The following is a 19,099-nucleotide window of genomic DNA, read 5'->3' as shown; positions in this document are numbered from 1 at the left end:
AGGCGAGGTGTGCCTTGCAGAACGATCGAGCCCCGGAGAGGGGCTGCGCCGACCATGACCGTAGGGCTGGTGTCCGGCTGTACACGCCTGCCGAGGCGGCGGCGATGCTGCAGGTGCGGGAGTCCTGGCTGAGGAAGAAGGCCACCGCACGGGCCATCCCGTGCACGTTCATCGGCAAGCACCTGCGGTTCAGCGAGCAGGACATCGACGGAATCATCGCGGCCGGCGCCAAGCAGCCGGTCGTACGGCGACGCGGCCGGAGGTGAGCCGCGTCCACTCAGTGAGGAGGAACTCATGGCGTATGCCGAAAAGCGCGGCAAGAAGTGGCGGGTGCGCTACACACGGCCGGACGGGACGGAGGCATCGCAGTCGGGCTTCGAGACCAAGCAGGCCGCGCTCCGGTGGGGAGAGGAGCAGGAAACGGAGATTCGGCGACATAGGTGGAACGATCCACGGGACGGGGCGGCGTTACTGGCCGACTGGGTCGAGCTGTGGTGGTCCGGGCAGGACCTGGAGGCGACGACCGAGGCCAAGTACCGGTACCTGATCGATCACCACATCATCCCGGCGTTCGGGAACCGGCCGGTCAGCACGTTCACCAGTCCGGAGGAGATCGTCGCCTGGGAGAAGCGGACCCGGACGAAGGGGTTCTCGCATCGGACGGCGGCGGACGCGCGGTCGCTTCTGGGCACGATCCTCGGGGACGCCAAGGACCGCGGCATGGTCGCCACGAACGTCGCGGTCAAGCGGCGGGGACGGGGACGCAAGCGGGCTCGGCGGGCGGTCGCCTTGCGAGGGCCGGAGAAGGTGTGGGCGACGCCGTTGCAGGTGCTGTTGCTGGCCGAACGGTGCGCACTGCTGTCGGGGCGCGACGACGACTTCGTCATGATCGTCCTCACCGCCTACACCGGGATGCGGTGGGGCGAGGTTCACGGGCTGGAACGGCCCGCGTGCCGCCTGGACCGCATCCAGATCGACTGGCAGCTGCGCGAGCTCGCCGGGCAGGTGGAGAAGGTGCCGCCCAAGGACGATTCCCACCGGCCCGCGGACCTGCCGCCCTTCCTGGCGGCGCTGGTGTCCGATCAGAGCACGCGGACGCGGGGCCGGTGCGCTTGTGAGGGCCGCTACCCCGCGTGCGGTGGTGGTGGGCAGTTTCTCTTCCTCAGTCCCAATGGGCGCCACCACCGGCGGTCCACCTACGCCCGCCGGATCTTCCAGCCGGCGGCCGATGGGCGGTATCCACGCGGCACCCGGCAGATCGGGAAGAGCGTGCTGGTCGATGCGACGGTATGGCCGGGGACGCCGCTTCCGGCGTGGCCCGACGCCGTGCCCGGAAAGCAATTCGTCCCTCCTCGCGGCAAGGGCGTCCGGGTCGTGAGGGAGGGGCAGGCTCCTGCGGTGTGGCTGCCGCTGATCGAGGGGCTCACTCCGCACGGGCTGCGGCACAGCCACAAGACCTGGATGCTGGAGGACGCGATTCCCGAGGTCCTCCAGGCGGAAAGGCTGGGGCACACCGTGCCGGGAATTCGGGGCGTGTACTCCCACGTGTCGCAGACCATGCGCGACGATCTCAAGGCCAAGCTCCAGCGGAGGTGGGAGGACTCGCTGGCGGCGCGGCTCGAACTCGGGGCGCACTCACCGGTGCCGCTTCTGGACGGCCTTCTTGAGGCCGCGCGGAAGGCCGGTGTCCCGGTGGACGTCTCGGGGCAGAAGGACGATTCGCGGAGGCGCCTCGCCAGCGTCTCGTGATCGTCGGGTGGGGGCGGGCGCGTGCGTACGCCCCCGCTTCATGACTACGGAGCGTGATAAATCGTGGGAGGTTTCTCGTGACCTCGTTTGGGTGGGAGGGAGATGATCTCCCAAAATCCTCCCAGTTGATCACTGAGGCCCTCCCGCGATCTCGCTGGAGGGCCTGTGTCGTAAGGGTGGGCGATACTGGGTTCGAACCAGTGACCTCTTCGGTGTGAAGCAGAAAAGGTAAGTCGATCTAGGTCGACCTGAGTCGATCGGGGAGCCTCTCACCTGCACAAACACCCTGCCCACGTCGTTCCAGATCTGGAGCGGTCTGATTGTGGTGGCTCCCTTTTTGGCTCCCGAAAGCGGGGCACCGCGCTCGCGAGGGCAGGCGATTACGCTACCTGTTCGGCCGAAGCGATGCCCGCTCCGGTGCAGGCGATCGCGTTCACCGGGCCGGCAGCCGCCGGGCTGCGGCGGACCCGCTTCGCCGCAGCCGCACGTGCCGGCCGCTCTCACCGGAAGCGGGACGGACTTCTTCCAACTTTCCTTGCCTCACGTAACGACGGTCTCGTACGGGTGCTCCCCGCCGAGATCGAGATGCCCCTTGACTACTGGCTCATCACCCGTCCCGAGGCGACACTTTGCCGGCCGTCGCAGCGATCTCGCCCCCTTCGTCAGCATGACGGACGACGCCGGCCGCCTCACCTGATCTGCGGACTAGGCGTCCGGATCCCGACCAACCGATCACATGGCAACCGAATCAACGATTCCCGGCGTGGCGATCACCAGGCACTGGCACGGTAGGTCGCCGAGCCCGTGCGTTGCCTTCCGTAACAGATCGGGGGGGAATGCTCGGATTGGAATACGGTTCGAGGCTGGGGACACGGCGCTGGCGGCGCCCAAAAGCGATCATTCGGAAGTCATGACCGCGATGCTGCGGGACCGTGACCTCACCCATGGGCGGCTGCTGCTCGGTATGGCAGCGGTGCAACTGCACGCTGCGCGGGGTCAGGTGCAGTGGAAGGACGCCGCACGTGCCGCGGTGGGCGCCGATCCGCGCTTCCTGGAGTCGACGTGCGTGTACGACGGGGCACGCACGACGCTGTCGGGCGGCCATCTGGGGTGGCTACAAGACGTGATCAAAGCGGACCTGGCCACCAGCGCCCGCGGCACTCATTGGAAGAGCCGGAATCAGTTTGCATGGCGCCGGCGCCGCGCAAGCGGGAGTGCGGGCGGCCGATTGGCGCCTACACGCAGCTCCTGAGCAGGACCCGCAGGCTGGAAAGTGGATCCCGCGGCGGTTCTGCCATCGCCACCGGCACGTGGTGGCGGCATTGCAGAGGGCGATCGCCGCGCGCCCGACGTGTTGACGTGCGCAACAGGGTAGTAGTCAGGGCGCTCTTGCGCCTTGCCGAACTGTTGCGAAGCGGCATCACTCGCCCGCGCCGGTCAACCTCCGCACGACCTCCAGGTGGTCGAGCCCTGCGCGGGCGAGGACGTCCTGCGCGGCCTCGGGCGGAACGGCCTCCAGCCGCACCGGCTTGCCTACGAGCCCGATAGTCGGGGGGCCGCCGTCGCCGCTCAGCCTGGTCTCGGGGGTAACCAGCCCGGACAGGCGGTACACCCGCCAGCCGCGCCAAGTGGGCGAGCTGGCCAGGACGAGGTGGGGGCGCTGCCAGGCGACGAAAGCAGCTCCACGATCACCGATCGCATGGACGAGGACCGTGTCCACGTGCCGTCCGAGCCGGGTGGCGACGCGACCGGCGGCACGGATCGGGTTGCCGAAACTCCCGGTCACCCGGTACAGCCCGGCGTCGTGCTCGACGTGCAGTTTCTCCGCCGCCAGTTCGTCGAGGGCCGCGGCGAGCGGATCGACGGCGAGGTCCGCGAGACGCTCGAACTCCCAGCGGCCCAGCACCCGCGCGTGGGGCACAGCCGGAGGGATGAACAGCGTCGCTGCCCGTTCGGGCTGGGCCCCGACGATCCGCTCCCGGACGACGTCCCAGGTGTCGGCGGCGAGCAGGTCATGCGGACCGCCGCCAGTGAGGGAGACCCCGCCGCGCAGCAGCCCCATGCAGACCGCGGTCAGCGCCGTCACGTGCTCCACCGCCTCATCGGGAAGGTCGTCCGCCGGTTCGGGGACGAGCGCTCGGGTGATGCGGGCCATCGGCTCGCGCCACGACTCGTCGCCGGTCTCCCAGACGCCCCGGGCGAGCAGCCGGACGAACTGGCGGGCGAGCAGGACGCGCATCATGATCGGCGCCGCGGCGCCCTTCTCGGGGACGAACCTTCCCACCGCGCGCGCGGTCCAGCGGCGCCACTCCCTTTTGGCCTTCGACGTCATCTCTTCGGGTCCCGGTTTCGCGGGCTCACCGCCGTCCGGCGGCTTCGGGTCGTCCGGGTCCTCGTCCTCGATCGAAACGTCGGCGGCCACGTCCCACCGCGCTCCCATGGTCAGGTCGGGCGGCCCGGCCCGGCCGAAGACGCCGAGCGTGAGGGGACGGCCGAACGTGCGCTCGCACTCGTCCAGGAAGGCGGCGTACTGGTCATGGACGGCCGACACCGTGGCCGGGCGGGCGGTCCGGGCCGGCTGCACCGCCCGGTGCTCGGCGAGCAGATCGCCGAGGCGGAGAAGGTCGTGCTGGAAGCGGCGGCCCAACTCGTCGTCCTCGAAGATCTCCTCCTCGGTGTAGTCGCGGCGGAGCCCGACCCGCTCGTCGCCGTCCCGGCGGCGCGCGCAGCGAGCGGGGTGGACGACGAAGACGGGCGGTGACTCGCTCCGGCCGCCGGTCCCCGAACCGGCGATCCGCACCACCGCGCCCGCGAATTCGGGGACGGGGAACTCGCAGACCGTCTCCCCTGCGGGGACGGTGCCGACCGTCTCCCACGAACCGGGCGCCCCGTCCGGCGAGACTTCGACGGCGACCTCCGCCGCGTACGGGCGGGCCAGCGTGACCTGAAGCAGCCCGGCGCCCGTGAGGAGGGCCCCGAGGACGAGCAGCGCCGGGCGTCCCTCGTGGGGTCGGGCCGTCTTCCGTCCCCGGAGGTCCGCGAGCGGCGTGGCCGCCCCTTCGGGCAGCAGCGGCCCTGGGACGGGCGCGAGCACCCCGAGCTCGCAGTTGCCGTCCGCGACGGGCTTGATCATGGCGCTCGCGGTGAGGTTGGCACTCCCGGTGAGGGCGTGCCATCGTCCGCCGGTGGACCATTCGAGCAGCTTGCCGTGCCGTGGCCGCCGCTCGGCGAGCGACCGCAGCTCGACGTCCCAGCCGCCGAACGCGCCCAGCAGGACGTCCCCGTCGTAGCTGCTCCACCGCTCCTGCAGCCCCATGACGATCCTGGACGGGGCGAGCTGGTCGATGATCGCCGCCAGAGTGTCCCCGCCGAGGTCGACGAACGGCGCGTACAGGTGGAGTTCGTCCACGGGGCCGGTCGGCAACTGCTCGAGCAGGCCGACTTCGAGGTTGTGCAACACCCTCGCCGGATGCGGCACGTCGCGGAAGTCCAGGAGCCGCTCGCCGGTCTCCCTCAGCAGCTCCGCCGCGTACGCAGGCATGGCCACGGCACGGTCCAGCGCGGTGAGCCACAGGCCCAGTTCCTGCAGTGCCTCTGGGGCGCCGTCGTCCCGGCCGCGCAGGACGGTCCAGAGTTCGTCGTTGTACCCCCAGCCGGCCATCGTGGGGTTGCCAGAGCCGATCGCGGCAGCGGCCTCGTCCGCGCCGATGAGCAGTGCCAGCTTCGGGTGGAACGCGCCCCGGCAGGCTGCGAGTCCGTGGAAGTAGGAGCGCCCGGCCGACCGCACGTCCACCGGGTCGTACAGCCTCTGGGCGGCGTCGCCGAGCACGGTGACCCGCGCGCCGAGGGCGCGCGCGGTCGGGATCAGCGTCTTCTCCAGGAACGGCAGGTCGACGGTGAAGCCGAGCAGGACCAGCTCGTGCAGGTCGGCCTCGTCGGCGCGGTCGCGCCACTCGCCGAGGAGAGTGAGGGGCGAGGCGAACTCCCAGGTCATTCCGTCACCTCCAGCAGGCTCTCGCCGAGCGGAGTGATCTCCGCCGTCCCGTCTGCGGTGACCCTGACGAGGCCGAGCTGGTGCGCGAGGTCCGATGTCTGGTGGATGCGCGTCCCGATGTCGCTGTCGCCTTCGTCACCCGTCTTGTAGAAGCGTCCGCCGCGCTCGTGCACGCGGGAAAACACCTTCATGCGTCCGTCCTTGTCCGGACGCATCTTGGCGAGCGCCACGCGCCTGGACTGCGCGAGCATGTCGTCCACGAGGCGCTCGGCGAGGTCCCGCATGGGACGGTCGGCGAAGTCGTCGATCACGCCCCGCATCCACAGCGGGTTGAGGATGTCGCGCGCTCCCAGGAACGTCGTGCGGGCCTCGCCCGCGAGCTGTTTCGCCCGCAGGCCGCCAACCAGCAGCAGCTTCACGTTGAACCACGGGGTCACGCCGGTCGGCGCCGGCGAGGACGTGCCGCTCGGCGGGCGCCGGGTGCCCGCCGCTCATCGTGTCCGGCAACCCGTCCAGGACGCTGCGGAGGGACTCGTCTGGCATCGCCGCCATCAGCCAATCGCACAACTCGTCCCTGGTGCGGTCGGCCTCTCCGCCGTCCGAACCCATCGACCGGACAAGGCCCGCCCACAGCCGCCGCCAGGCGCTCACCGAGTAGTTCCGCAACAGCAGGCCGCGCCACCCGAGGACGCCGTCGACGTCCCTCAGGACGGGGTCGGTCTCGGCCTCGCCGCCGAAGGCGACGGCCGACCGCACACAGTGCTCCCAACCGCGATCGAACTCGTCGCCGTGGAGCGTCAACGCCCGTGCGAGCATCCGGAACGTGTCCCGTCGGCGGCGGTCGTCGCGTTCCCACTCCCTGGACTCGTGCCGTCCGTCCCGCGTCGCGGTGAGCAGGCCCCGCATCCACGCCGTCTCAGGGCGCTCCGGCGCCTGCATCGCCAGCGGCGCCAGCGCGTCCAGGCGCGCCCCGTCGAGCGCGTCCCGTTCGGCTGCCCGCAGCAGCGGCGCGAACAGTTCGACCACCTCGGCGGGACACGCGTGCCGCCCCGGCCGCAAGGCGCCGCCCTCGTCGACGACCGTGCCGAGGACCGCGCTCGGGCCTTTGTACTGCTCCCAGAATCCCCAGGCGCGCGACGAATAGCGGTGGTCCGCGTCCTCGGCGTCGGCGACCCGCGCGGTCGGCAGCTCCGCCCCCAGCGAGCTCTTCGTCTCGTCGGCCCCATGGGCCATGCCCGGCCACCCGTCGGGGTCGTCATGTACCAGCGAGACGCCCGCCAGCACCGCCTCACCGCGCCGCAGCAGCCTGCGGCACGCGTCCGCGTCGAGCTCGTGCTCGGCGGCGTGCGCGGCCAGCGCGGCGTAGAACGCGTAGTAGCGGACGTATCGCGTCTGCGAGGTAACCCCCGGGACGAGCAGCTCGGCCACCCGCATTACCGGCGCCTCGACCCGCAGCGGATACCGCCCTGCCCGCTGTTCCAGCCCGGAGGCCGACCAGCCGGGCCCGTCCACCAACGACATGCGCGCCCCTCCGTAGATCGGTAAGAAACTACGCGCGGGAAGTCGGCCTCGTCTATCAACTTCAGGAATCACCTACATGAACCCGCTTATCCGACTCGGCCGGTCAGTTCAGTGGACCGCCGACCAGGTTGGCGGCGAGGGGCATTGAATGGCTGACCGAATTATCCGCGGGGTACTGCGGACCGTCCGGTGGGCCGTCGGGGAAAGTGGTGCGCGGACGGCTCAGCGGCGTTCGGGTATGAGGTCACTGGAGGATTCGATCTCCTGCCCGGCCGTCAGATGGATGTGCGCGCTGGGGGAAACGCCTTCCTGCGCCAGGCTCGGCAGATGGCGCGCCAGGGAGACCAGCCTCTCATGGTTGGCGGCCACGACCCCCTCGCTGGCCTCGACGTCGACCGATATCTCGTACCCGTCCTCCCCGTCCAACGTCAGCCCGCCTCACGCGTAGAAGGGGCGTCCACCTCGATGAGCCACTGCATCAACGTCACTGCCAGGCTAATCGATATAGATGTGCCGGTTCTCGACGACCTGCATCTTGTCCGGCCTTCTCGGGTTCGGCGCCAGTTCAGCAGTCTTCTAGGGCCTGTCCGGAAAATCTTGCTGTTCGGCTGAGGTCGATCTTGCGGGTGTGGGTTGACGGTGTGTCGTGGTGCGACGACATGAGTTGACCGATGCGTCGTGGCGGCGGATCGAGCCGCTTCTGCCCGCTCAGCCCGCCCGGGGCGGCCCGTGGGCCGAGCACCGAACGGCGCTGAACGGCATCTTGTGGAAACTGGCGACCGGTGCCCCATGGCGGGACCTGCTCGACCGGTACGGCAACTGGAAAACCGTGTACGAGCGGTACCGACGGTGGGCCGCCGACGGCACCTTCGACCGTATCCTGACCCAGGTGCAGGTCCCACGACGACTCGATCGGCCGGATCGACTGGTCCGTGAGCGTGCACCGTAGTGCAGCGCCAGCGCGCTCGGCGCGTTCTTCAGCCCGGGGTCTTGCCGGTGAGGTTCGGCCGGTTCTTCAGTGGTTGCCGGATGACCAGGCCCGGATGACCAAGTAGAGCACCTTGAGTGCGGCCTGCCCGGAGGGGAAGTGCCCGCGGCGGGTGGCCTGGCGGAACCGGTGCAGACGACCTGGCGGATGTCGGCCGGGAACACCGGTAACGGTGCGAAGGATGGCCAGGCGCCCCGGCCAGAGCCCGGACCACCGCCAAATACCTCTCGCCCACCCGACCTCGAAGTCGGCGAAGCAAGCCGGGCGGCGGTCCCGAGGGCGGCCGACGTTCCAACTCCCGAAGCAGACTCGATCCCCGAAGTTGATTGGGAGCAGCACCGGCCAACACCAGGCCATCCCCCAGCGCCACCCTGGCAAGTCAGGGCAGGGTCAGGTCTTCGACCAATGCGAGACGAAGCAAGACATACATTACTGGTGATTGCTCAGGTCGCCCATGAGCACGTCGACGACTGCTTCCTCGTAGATAACGCGATTATGTCGGATCATAGCGGCGCTGAGCGGCGGGTCCCATGGGGTGGGTTCCGGGTTGCCTTTGAGGCTGCCGATCGTGGGTTCGTCGTCGTTGTGGGTGTGGTTGACGGCGTTGGTGTATTCAGTGGTGGTCATCCGCCAGGGTTGGGCGTTGTGGCGGTTGGTCATGGTGTTGGTCATGGTGATGCCGGGCCAGTCGAAGTCTCCGTGATAGCGGAGCTGGCCGCCGTTGCTGGTGATTTTGGTGGCGAGGCGGTGGAAAGCGGTAGAGGGCTGGCCTTGTGTGGAGATCAGGGGCGGGCAGGTGGGCCCCAGGACATCGCTGGCTTCCCGGAGTACGGCGGGGTTCTCGCAGACGTACACCAGCGGCGGTGCGAGGTGAAGGGGGTGGGTGAGGATTTGATGAAGAGTGATGTGGAAGGGCGTGGCGGTGGCGGCAGCGCTTGAGAGCCAGTCTCCGAGTCCGTTGCCTGTGGCGGGGAGGTTGAGGACGAGGACGGTGCTGGCCAGGTCATCGACGATGACGTTGAACTGGTCCCACAACTCGCGGCGCTGTTCGGTAGTGGCGGGTCGGGGTGTGTTGGTTCGCGAGGCGAGTGCGTCCAGGACCAAAGCCGACAGTGGGGTGCGGTGGTCGAGGGCGTGGGAATGGCCGGTCGCTCGGGTCGCGAGTTTGGGCAACGTGACGGTCGAGCCGTCGAGCGCGTCGATAAGTTCCAGGGCCGCGACGGCATGGCTGAGTCTGGCCGGCGTCTTCAGCAGCCGGGTGAAGGTGCCGTTGCCCCGGATCTCCTCGATCCAGGCAGTGAACCAGCCTTGGCGGTAGAGGGTGCTGGCATGGGCGATGGCCAGCAGCCGTTCGCGGGCCGCCTTGTCACGAGTTGCTTCGGCGGGCCGGTCCCGCAACGGCTTCTCCCGGCCTAGTGTCTCGGCTAGGCCGTGTCCTGACAGAGAACGCAGCCGGGTGTCCACCTGTTCCAGGTTGATCTCGACGCGTTTGGCGCCTGGTGCGATATGGCGTCCTAGGAGGCCACCGACGGCTCGCCGTTCGGCGTCGGTGAGCTGGGCGAGTGTGATCGTGCGGTTCAGGTCGCCGCCGGTGCGTTCCAGAGAGCGGCGGGCGGCTGCCAGCAGCCGTGCCAGATCGGGGGTGTCGGTGACCGGGTTGACGGGGCTATCGGCGGGCGTCGCCATCAGAGCACGGCCTCCTCAGAATCCTGGTCGGAGTCCTCCTGATGGGGATGATCGGCATCGGCGAGAGAACCGTCATCGGTGAAAGCTTGCAGGTCGGCGAGGAGTCCCTCGTTGTTGGGGGCGTGCCGGGTAGGGGTGAAGCCGAGCAAGTCGGCTGCGAGTTCCTCGTTGCCCGCGTAGCCAGCTCCGGCATCCAGGAGTTCGGTGCCCTCCCAGAGGATGAGCATGGCGGACACGGTGTGGGACAGTTTGTCGGAGTGCATGTCGTAATGCGCGGCGGCGGGAACGGTGTCGTAGCGGATCCACAGGTCGTGCCCGGTCATGAAGGCGTCCAAGTCGTATTGGACGGTGAGTCCTAGCAGATCGGGCTTGTAGCGGTCGTCGATACCGGCGAACGCCTCGTCCAGGGCGATCATGCGGGGGCAGGTGGCATGGGCGGAGGAGTAAATGGTGTTGGCGGCGGCAAAGAACGGTAGGTGAATCGCGGCCGACTTCTCCCCGCCTGACAGCAGGGTGTGCCGTTTTTTGCTCAGCTTCACCTCCTCCTCGCCGGGGACTTTGAGGCGGAGTTCAAACGTCCGCCAGGCGCGGTAGTCCAGTACCGCCGACAGGGCTTCTTGGTAGGTGTCGCGCGGGTGGGCGGCTCGGTATTCGCGCAGCATCTGCCGCAGTAGCTGGCGGAGGTAGGCGAGCTGGTCGGGGCCGAGTTGCTGGTAGCCGAGGAGATCGGACACTTGGCGCTGTAAATCGGTGAGCTTGTCGGAGGCGACCCAGCGGATCCCGAAGGTCAGGCCGTTGGTCATCGGCCGGGAGCGGATGTCGTCGTCCATGTTCTTGACCAGGTCCCGGGCGAAATACACGCGGTCGAACACCTGCTGGGCCAGTGCGGTGAGCAGTTCGTTTTCCAGCACGGTCTGTTCCCGTTCCTCCAGCAGGAACTTTTGCTCCTCGCACCGGTCGTGGACCCGGGCGGCGAAGTCGGCGACGGGGTGGCGCCCGTCAGCGTCGTAGACGTTCACGGTGATGACGGTGTCGCCGGCCTGCCAGTCCAATCGGTAGTCCTCCTGGCGGGTGGCGAGCGCCTCGTTGAACTCCTTCAGCGCGTCTGACAGGCGTTGCCGTGCGGCCTTACGGGCGTTCTCACCTGCCGACCGGCCGGTGGCGGCAGTATCAAGGAGGCTGATGAGTTGCGCCGCGTCCCCGGGGATGAGCGTCTGGAGCGCGTTGTGGACGACGGAAGTGCCGTTGGCAGTGTCGGCGTCGGCGCTGTCGGCGTTGGAGGTATCGGGTGCGGTCAGCAGGGGGATCAGTTGTGCGGTGGCCTGTTCGCTGGGGAGCCATTGGGAGCTGTGAGGCCATGACGTGGTCGCAGTTACGCCGAGAAGAGGACGCAGATCCGTCTCGATGAAGACAGCGAGCGGATGGGCCGCCTCGAGCAGTGCGGTGACCGCGTCCCGCACAGACTGCTCGCAGTACCGGTAGGCCGTTTCTGCCTGAACACGCGCGTCGTGTTCCTGGCGGGCCTTCTCATCGGCTGAGTCCCAGTCGCTGCGGGCGGCCGTGATGCCCGCCTCTGCTTGCCCGATCTTGTCCAGTACTTGTTTGAGGGGCGCGGACAGCTTCTCCTCCAAGCCTGCCAGTTCTTCGGTCAGGTGGAGGTGGGCGGCGGCCTTCTCCTCGATCCGTTCCGCTTCCTCGGCGTGCTCCTCCCCCATCCGGGTGATCATCTCTGTCCGGCGATCGGCTTCCTCAGAGATGGCGATGATGGTCGCCTTCACCTTGTCTGCTTCTCGCGCCGCCTGGAGGAAGTCGTCGATGGCCTGGGCGATGAGGTCCACCGGGCTGGCCTCGGCCGGGAGACTCCGTTCGGCGGCGGCGAGGCGGAGCCGTCGGCGGGCGGCGTCGGTTTCGGCGGTGGCGGCATCCAGTTTCTTCGCGGCATCGCTTTGTTCGGTGCGGGCTTGGGCCAAGAGCGCGGACGTGGTGGAGAGCCGGGTGAGTGCGGACTGGATCGGCGCGATGGGCGGGAGCTCGCTGCGGGCCTGCCGCAGTTGCTTCAAATGCTCCTCGATCTGCTGCTGCTGGCGTTGCAGTTGCTCGATTTCGCGGTCCAGGTCGTTGATCCGCTGGTCGTAGCCGGCGATGCGTGCGGCGCGGCGAGTGGCCCGGTAGGTGGCACCAATGTATTGAGGGATCGGCTTGCTGTAGGCGCCCAAGTGGATGCCGAAAGTGAACTGCCCGGCCGAGCTGACCGCCGGGCCTGCCTCCGCTGATCCCAGGAGGGGAGAGAGGGCGATGCCGGCCAGGATGTCGCTGATCACGTTCGTGGGGACCAGGTCTTGGTCGTCAGGCGTCAGGACGCTGGCGAGTGTGAGTCCGGCCGTGCGCTGGGCCGGTGGGAGCGGCCGAAGGTAGGCGTCGTGCTCGCCGTCGCGGTAAGCAGTATCGGTGAGCGCGGGATCGGGATGGATCCAGGCGGTCAGTAGCCCGGCGGACTCCAGCGCAGCCTCGATCGCCGCGGCCTGGGTGTCGTCGACGTCGTCGGCGAAACGGACCAGTTGCCACAGGGGACCGCCGGGACGTCCGGAGCGGTCGCTGTTACGGGTGGAGGCCGGCATGGGGGCGTCGTCGCGTTCGGCGGCGACTTGTTCACGTTCGGTGTGGAGCACGTCGCGGTCACCGCGTATCCGCTGGTGCTCGATGCCGAGGCGTGTCCGCTCGTCCCCGAGAAGGGAGCGGCGTTGTTCGGTCAGTTCACCGAACAACGCCGGCAGCGGCACCGCTTCGTTCTCGCCGTCGAGAGCGGCCAGTGCCTGAGTGAGGGCGGTGACCTCGTCGGCCGCCACAATCGCCGCGGCGGGATTGACGTCGACGTCACCGAGCGCCTCACCGCTGAGGGGAGCACCCCATCGACCGATCCAGTCATTCAAGAGTTGCTGCGCCCGGGCCCGTGCCTGGTCAACTGCTTTCTCAGCCTCCCAGCAGGCATCTTCGGAGCGCTCGAGTTTCGTGTGGGCTGCCGACACCGCGTCTGCGGCCTGCTGTTGGCGGGTGACGGCGTCGGCCACCTCGCTGAGGTGGGCGCGGACGTGGTCGACGTCGTCACGGCGTGTGGCCGCGCGTGCCTTTGCTGTCTGCAGGTCGGTTTCGCTGTCGTCGATGCCTGCCGTCTGTGCTGCCCGGGCTTGGTCGGCGCCGTGGCGACCGGCGGTGAGATGGTACTGCTTCAGCTTCTCGGCGAGGTCGCCCGCTTCGCGGGTCAGGTCGGTGAGGTGCCGTCCGTTCGTGACGTGCGTCTGCCGCCGTTCTTTGAGATCTCGATTGCCGGCGGCGACCCGGTCGCGCAGATCGTTCAACCGCCCCTGACCGGTGTAGGCCTCATCTCGTTTGAGGCCGGCCAGTTGGCCTTCGAGAGTGGTTCGGCGTTTGTCGGCCTCCGCCATACTGGCGCGTGCTTTGTCCTCGGCGGTGGTCGCCCGAGTGATCTCCAGGCTGGCCTCACGCAGCCGAGTGGCATGTTCGGTCGCTTGCTTGGTGCGCTCGGCAAAGCGGCTCAGCCGGCTGCGGGCCTCCACCATCAGGTAGTCGCTGTAGACGTGGAGGAACGCTGAGGCCGCGCTGTCGGCCGCGTTCAGGTCCTCTACCAGGCTCTGCACTGCGGCCAAGTTCTCGAAATCCCGGGCCGCCTGCTCGATCAGGTCCTCGGAGATGGGGCTGAGCCCGGCGGTGAGCGTGTCCGATACCTTGGCCGGGTCCAGGTCCTTTGCCAGCAGTGGCCTCCGCAACGCCAGCAGCAGGTCCAACAGCTGGGAGTACCGCTGCCGGCCGAGGCCGAACAGTGCGTGGTCGATGGCGTCGCGGTACTTGGTCGCGCTGTCAAAACGGCACTCTGAACCTAAGATCGTTTCCAGTTGCCGTTCGGTGAGCGGCCGAGAATCGGCCGACAGCAGACCGAAGTCCAGGCCGATGCGCCTGCGGGTGACGAAGAACGACGTGCTGGCGGCCGGTTTGTCCTTGTGCGCACGCAACGCGATGATCAACGTGACCGCGTCCGCGTCAGGGGTGTCGCCGCCGGCGAACTCCATCCACACGAACCCGTACTCCGACTCCTGCCCGCGGTAGAGCAGGTTGGACTTCATCGTCCGGTTCTCGCCGCTGAAGGGGTCCAGGCGGCGGGCGTCGGCGACGCCGTCCAAGATGAAGGGAAACAGTACCTCCAGGGCTTTGGTCTTGCCGGATCCGTTGTGGCCGCGCAGCACCAGCCGCCCGTCGGCGAAGACGAATTCCTCATCGACGTAGTCCCAGATGTTGATCAGTCCGGCGCGGGTCGGACGGAACCGGGTCATGCACTCTTCCCTTCGCGGGCGTCGCTGGCGGTGCTGGTATCGCTGGAGCTGCTGCTGGTGGTGGTGTCGGCCCCGCCGAACAGGTCGAGCTGGCCATCGTCTGTGGGGAGAGCCATGGTGATGTTGCGGTAGCGAAGCGCGGCTGGCAACAGCACCGCCCCGCCGGGGTTCGGTCGGAGCAATGCCAGATCGGTGAGTAGCGTCAGGGCCGCGCCGAGCAGACCGATCGGGTCGGCCTGCCAGGTCGCGGTGAACGAGGAGGCCCCGAACTCCTCAAACAGCTCACTGATCATCTTCTCCAGCCGGTGCCGTTCCACGAAATACAGACGATGGTGGGCGCCGGTGGCAACACCGGGTGGAGGAGGCGCCTGTGGTGGAGCCCAGGCGAGCTCGTGGACTATTCCGTCGGCTGGGAGGCCGGCGTCGATACGGTCCAACAGGTCGGCTTGCAGGCTGGTGTGGGAGGCGGCTTCGACCTTGTGCAGGGTCCGTCCTTCCAGCTCATCGGCGATCTTGGCCAGAAGCAGCCCGGCGGCGCGGCTGACCGCTCCGCCGCGCCCTGGGAACGGCCGGTCGGTGAACGACCCGCTCGCGTCGATGAGCGCAACGCCCTCCGCGCGCCGTTCCGCCACCAGCCCCGTCAAGCGGGCCAGGTTGTCGGTCACGTCCTCGCGACGAAGCACCGCCGCGGCTGCGGAGTCTAGGTCGTCGAAGTACACCACGGGCCGTTCCAACAGCAGCCGTCGTACCCGCTGCTCGACCGAGGACGCCGGGTCCTCCAAAAGACCTGCGGCAGTGGTGAGGTGCTGGATCGGGCGGGCGGGCCGCAGCAGCGCCGCGCAGATGTCGTGGTCGATGTCATACAGGGCGTCGCCGTCGGCTGAGCGGGCCCATGATTCGGCAGAGCCGTCCGACAGGCGCAGCGCGCCCCGGTCCACCAGCCAGGTCACCACGTCCACGACGGCAGCCTTATGGCCCTGGACCAGCGGGTCGAATCCCAGCCCTCCGGTCGCCGCGGCCAGCGGCGCAAAGGCACGGACCATATCGGCGAGGCTGACTTCCACCCGGGATCGTTGGAAGGTGGACATGATCAAGCACAGGTAGGCGATCCGGCGTCGGTCCCAGGGCCGCCCGGTCTTGGAGACGAACACCTTGCCGCGCGAGGGATCCAACACGTCCAGGCGGCGGACGAGGCGGACCTGATGGGTGGTGGCGACGAGGGTGTAGCCGAACAGCTCACGCAGGTCGCGTGTGAGCTGGTCAGCCCACGGCAGCACCCGCTCCAACACCCCCGGCCGCGGATGGGTGGGAGTGATGATGTCGTTGGTCAGCACCAACCGGACCGCGGTTTGGAAAGAACCGAGTTCGCTGACGGGAATGTCCGCGGCGGCACGAGGCTCAGCCACGGCGGCCTCTCATCGGGCGGCGCTTGACCGCAGGAGTGATCTCTAGACTGAACCCGGGTAGATGCAGCATCCCCCCAGGAATCTGGATCACCTCACCGACTTCTGCGGGCCGCAGCCGCAGCGTCACGGTGTCGTCGCTGCCAGACCCGCCCGAGACCCGCCCGGAGATCACCGTCCGAGCTTCCAGCGCCTTGGTCAACAGCCGGAACAACACCCGGGCTTCGGGCTCCGACAGCACCCGGCCGTGTGTGCCGGTTTCGGCAAGGCCCGCTGCAGCCTTGCGTTCAGCGGTGAACTCCTCCACCTGGCGGCGTCGAAGCTCCGCCCGCGCGCCGGTATCGGCGCGGACCGGCTGCGGGATCCCCGGGCCGGCGCTGCGCCCAGTGCGGAAGACCGTGAGCGCCACCTCGACACCCGGCGCTTCCCACCAGGTGCGGTTTGCAGGAATCTGCTCCTCGTCATCGTGCGCCCCGCCCAGATGCCGAGCGGAACTGAGGTTGAACGCCGCGGTCGCCAAGGCGTGGGCGGCGTCCTCATCGGGGACCGCCGCTATCCATGCGGCCAGGTGGCGCAACTCGGAGGAGCGGTTGACCCCGCTGCGGTTGGCCTCGGCCAACTGCCGCAGCAGCGCGATCACCGCCGACACCGCGGCCCGAGTCGCCGCTCGCAACTGTGCGACTCCAGATCCAGCCGCCACAATGGTCGTCCCCGTCGAGACCGGGGCGGACGCCGGCGCGGGGGTGGTGAACCAGCCACGCAGCGCCTCCCAGCGTCGCTCCCAATCGGCCAGCCGGTCAGCGCGGCTGACAAAGGGACGGTCATCGGCCTCGGCCGCGCGGGCCAGCATCGTGGCGACGCCCGTCTCCTGCACCTCGTCAACCGCCGCCTCCAAGCGCGGCAGGTAGCGGTCGAGTTCGGCCATGAAGTCGCTCATGTGTGACAACAATGCGTTCTTGTAGCGCAGAAACAGCTCTTGGGACGCCTCATTCGAGGACACAATCTCGCCCAGCGTCACATGGAATTGCGCGGAGCGGCGGGACATGTCCTGCATCACCCCGTCCAACCTGGTCAGCCGCCGGTGGATCTGCTCACCATCGCCAGCCCGGTTCGCCGCCGCCAAAGATCGCAAATCATCGAGGATGTCGGAGAACGCGAGCCGCGACAGGTTGGCGTCCCGAACCCGCACGGCCAGCAGATCCTCCAGCAGCGCGAACGCCCGGTACCCCAGTTCGGTGAACTGGTACACCGACTGCCGATTGCGATACCGGGCCAGCGACCCCGCTCGCGACACATCATCCAACCGGTGCAGCACCTGATCATCATCAGCGAGCATGTCCAGACGCTGACGCAACGTCACGTCGTCGAGGAGCGGAGCATCGTGGTAGGCGCCGCTGAACTCCCGCATGACCGTCGCGACATCATCCACACCCACCTGGACACGGTGGACAGCGCGAAGCCGGTCGATCGCCCGCAAGATCCACAGATAGGTGAGGTGGTCGTCGCGCTTGACGAAATGCAGCAGCCGGAACCGATCACTGATCGCCAGCGCGTCCAACCCCAGCGCGCGTTTACTCGTGGTCTCAGACATCTCGCAGCAAGTATCGCCCAAACGCGGCCCGCGCTTTACGTGTTTCGCAGAACATCACCTCAGGCAGATTGACCCGTGACTTGACAAATACAAAGGCACTTCGGGTCGGGTGGAGGCTCCATCAGATCAGGGCGCTTCAAACCGACGACTCTGTCGCCAGCGGGACACCGCACCGCTCGCAGCCTTTCGCATGATCGTCCTGACAGACGTAGCGGATGGCACCTTCCACGCACCAATCGGCTGCTGCTTCGGACAGCAGGTCCGGCCCGGCAAGAAGGAGCCGACGCAGTTCAGCGTTGTCCGCAATGTCCGCCGGACGGCTGGTGAACCACTCGTCGAACCAAGGCTCGTCCCGGTGCAGGCGCCAGTGCCCGTGCTCCCGGTCGTCGACTGCGGCAACGAACCGGTCGACGATGCGCCCCCAACTAGGCGCGCCGAACCAGCCGTTGTCGAACGCGCAGAAGAATTCGATCAGAGTCCGCAGGCCGAACTCCTGCTCGTGGAGGCGGTACGCACGGCCCCAAGCGATCGCGTCCTGTGCCATCTCCGCGAGGTCATCGCGCGGATCGTCCTCGTGCGCCGGGTCGTCAGGGTTGTGACAGGCCAACCCGAGATCGAGCACCGACTGTCCGGTCGGCAGAACCCGAGACGGGTCGACCACCGCGAGACCGACAGCGACCCAGTCGACATGGTCGAACGACAGCATCGAGCGCACGAGCCGGGTGGTCGCCGCGTTGATCCGCATCATCATGCCGTCGTGCAGCGGGCTCCTGCCGGCATGCCAGTTCTCGACTGGCGTGTTGCGCCACAGTGCGAGCGTGATCCGGGTGGCGGCGAGCCACAGCAGAGCGTCGTCGTCAAGATGCCCGAACCGGCCGGCGCACTCCTGGGCGCCGTACCGGATCAACTCTCGCCGGCTCGGCCGCGCGTGACCGTCGGACCCCTCAGGTTCGACGTACTCGTAGCCGGTGGCGTACTCGTCGAGGATCTCGTTGAGTTCGGCTGCGCTGTCGGCGACGTCGCACTCGAAGCCGTCCGGCCCATTGACGGTGTACGCGTCGTGGTCCCACGTGACTTGCACGTCACCCCAGAGCACGACGTCGTCGCACTCGTCGATGGCGCCGTCGGTTACTACCGGCCTGATCGTGATCGGTGCGATTCGCCCATCGGTCCGCCCGTCGTCTTGTCCGGCCGCCCACGCGGTGATGACGCCGAGCGGCTTCGGGACGAAGGGACCGACCTCGGTGAAGCTGAACGGCTCGTCGTCCTCATCGGTGTCGAACCGGCTGTTGATGAACGCGACCGCCTCGGCAGGCGTACTAACGATGGCCTCGGCGCCACTGTCGTTGTCGACAACTCGCCAAAACATGCTGTTCTTCACGACGGTCTCCGATCGAGGTGGGGACACCCGGGGCTGGCAGGACGCGCCGAGTTAATCGGCGCTGACTCCAATGATGGGGTGACCGTCCCCTCTGTAGGTCCCGCAGGCGCGAAAATGCCTAAGACCATGTCTTGATTCTGGTCGCGCTGCGCGATCGACTCGGTGAGCGTCCGCGCCGCCAAAGGGTGCCCCTATGTGCTTCGTCAAGCTGTGGAGGGGGTTGGTGGTCGGTACGGGGTGCCGTCGCGGAGCATGACGAACAGTACGTCGGTGCGTCGTCGTGCCAGGCAGGTGAGTGCGGCGACGTGATGTTTGCCCTCGCTTCGTTTCTTGTCGTAGTAGGCCCGGGAGATCGGGTCGCGCAGGGAGGCGAACGCGGCCAGGTAGAAGGCCCGTTTGAGTTGTCGGTTGCCGCGTCGGGACGGGCTCTCGCCGCGGAT

At 68.2% G+C, this 19,099-nt stretch carries 11 protein-coding genes and 2 pseudogenes; 4 read left to right on the top strand and 9 right to left on the bottom strand.

Annotated elements, in window-relative coordinates; translation table 11 throughout:
• The first annotated feature begins 77 nt into the window (after window positions 1-77).
• The 3 genes from AB0L25_RS20510 to AB0L25_RS20500 all read left to right on the top strand — a co-directional run bounded on the left by AB0L25_RS20510 (window position 78) and on the right by AB0L25_RS20500 (window position 3,001).
• Window positions 78-266, top strand: coding sequence for a helix-turn-helix domain-containing protein (locus tag AB0L25_RS20510; protein WP_500174323.1), 189 nt, complete (start codon window positions 78-80; stop codon window positions 264-266).
• Between the two features lie 28 nt (window positions 267-294).
• The gene (locus AB0L25_RS20505; RefSeq protein WP_500174228.1) at window positions 295-1,749 is read left to right on the top strand and encodes a tyrosine-type recombinase/integrase; all 1,455 of its coding nucleotides are present in this window, start codon (window positions 295-297) and stop codon (window positions 1,747-1,749) included.
• 910 nt (window positions 1,750-2,659) lie between these two features.
• On the top strand, window positions 2,660-3,001 hold the full coding sequence (locus AB0L25_RS20500) for a hypothetical protein (protein ID WP_500174227.1): 342 nt from the start codon (window positions 2,660-2,662) through the stop codon (window positions 2,999-3,001).
• A 168-nt stretch (window positions 3,002-3,169) separates the two neighbouring features.
• Here AB0L25_RS20500 and AB0L25_RS20495 read toward each other — a convergent pair whose 3' ends face one another.
• The 3 genes from AB0L25_RS20495 to AB0L25_RS20485 form a co-directional block, all read right to left on the bottom strand.
• Window positions 3,170-5,743, bottom strand: coding sequence for a phospholipase D-like domain-containing protein (locus tag AB0L25_RS20495; RefSeq protein WP_500174226.1), 2,574 nt, complete (start codon window positions 5,741-5,743; stop codon window positions 3,170-3,172).
• Window positions 5,740-6,162, bottom strand: a complete 423-nt coding sequence (locus tag AB0L25_RS20490; protein WP_500174225.1) for a hypothetical protein — start codon at window positions 6,160-6,162, stop codon at window positions 5,740-5,742. Before AB0L25_RS20490 ends, AB0L25_RS20495 begins: the two co-directional genes overlap by 4 nt.
• A gap of 1,324 nt (window positions 6,163-7,486) precedes the next feature.
• Complete coding sequence (locus AB0L25_RS20485) at window positions 7,487-7,690, bottom strand: Imm32 family immunity protein (protein WP_500174224.1); 204 nt, start codon at window positions 7,688-7,690, stop codon at window positions 7,487-7,489.
• Window positions 7,691-7,910: 220 nt separating this feature from the next.
• Between AB0L25_RS20485 and AB0L25_RS20480 the strand changes: the two are divergent.
• Window positions 7,911-8,229, top strand: a pseudogene (locus AB0L25_RS20480) (transposase); the annotation flags it as partial.
• Window positions 8,230-8,681: 452 nt separating this feature from the next.
• Here the strand turns inward: AB0L25_RS20480 and AB0L25_RS20475 are convergent.
• The 6 genes and pseudogenes from AB0L25_RS20475 to AB0L25_RS20450 form a co-directional block, all read right to left on the bottom strand.
• Window positions 8,682-9,938 (bottom strand): TIGR02679 family protein, encoded by a 1,257-nt coding sequence (locus AB0L25_RS20475; protein ID WP_500174223.1) that lies wholly within the window; start codon window positions 9,936-9,938, stop codon window positions 8,682-8,684.
• Complete coding sequence (locus tag AB0L25_RS20470) at window positions 9,938-14,284, bottom strand: TIGR02680 family protein (RefSeq protein ID WP_500174222.1); 4,347 nt, start codon at window positions 14,282-14,284, stop codon at window positions 9,938-9,940. Before AB0L25_RS20470 ends, AB0L25_RS20475 begins: the two co-directional genes overlap by 1 nt.
• The gene (locus AB0L25_RS20465) at window positions 14,281-15,690 is read right to left on the bottom strand and encodes a DUF2398 family protein (protein ID WP_500174221.1); all 1,410 of its coding nucleotides are present in this window, start codon (window positions 15,688-15,690) and stop codon (window positions 14,281-14,283) included. The genes AB0L25_RS20470 and AB0L25_RS20465 overlap by 4 nt, the downstream gene beginning before the upstream one ends.
• A complete protein-coding gene (locus tag AB0L25_RS20460) occupies window positions 15,683-17,278 on the bottom strand; it encodes a TIGR02677 family protein (RefSeq protein ID WP_500174220.1) in 1,596 nt (531 codons plus the stop codon). The genes AB0L25_RS20465 and AB0L25_RS20460 overlap by 8 nt, the downstream gene beginning before the upstream one ends.
• Before the next feature lie 136 nt (window positions 17,279-17,414).
• Entirely contained in the window at window positions 17,415-18,659 is a 1,245-nt protein-coding gene (locus tag AB0L25_RS20455) for a hypothetical protein (protein WP_500174219.1), read from the bottom strand.
• 203 nt (window positions 18,660-18,862) lie between these two features.
• Window positions 18,863-19,099, bottom strand: a pseudogene (locus AB0L25_RS20450) (IS110 family transposase); the annotation flags it as partial.

It is taken from the genome of Spirillospora sp. NPDC052242 (assembly GCF_040679555.1).
Classification (GTDB): domain Bacteria; phylum Actinomycetota; class Actinomycetes; order Streptosporangiales; family Streptosporangiaceae; genus Spirillospora.
Note: the sequence above shows the minus strand (reverse complement) of the source record. Positions and strands in the feature narration are given on the sequence as shown.

What these genes read in the sequence shown, in the direction of transcription:
- AB0L25_RS20505 (WP_500174228.1), top strand. Translation starts at nt 295, where the DNA reads ATGGCGTATGCCGAAAAGCGCGGCAAGAAGTGGCGGGTGCGCTACACA.
- AB0L25_RS20475 (WP_500174223.1), bottom strand. Translation starts at nt 9,938, where the DNA reads ATGGCGACGCCCGCCGATAGCCCCGTCAACCCGGTCACCGACACCCCC.
- AB0L25_RS20495 (WP_500174226.1), bottom strand. Translation starts at nt 5,743, where the DNA reads ATGACCTGGGAGTTCGCCTCGCCCCTCACTCTCCTCGGCGAGTGGCGC.
- AB0L25_RS20500 (WP_500174227.1), top strand. Translation starts at nt 2,660, where the DNA reads ATGACCGCGATGCTGCGGGACCGTGACCTCACCCATGGGCGGCTGCTG.
- AB0L25_RS20460 (WP_500174220.1), bottom strand. Translation starts at nt 17,278, where the DNA reads ATGTCTGAGACCACGAGTAAACGCGCGCTGGGGTTGGACGCGCTGGCG.
- AB0L25_RS20470 (WP_500174222.1), bottom strand. Translation starts at nt 14,284, where the DNA reads ATGACCCGGTTCCGTCCGACCCGCGCCGGACTGATCAACATCTGGGAC.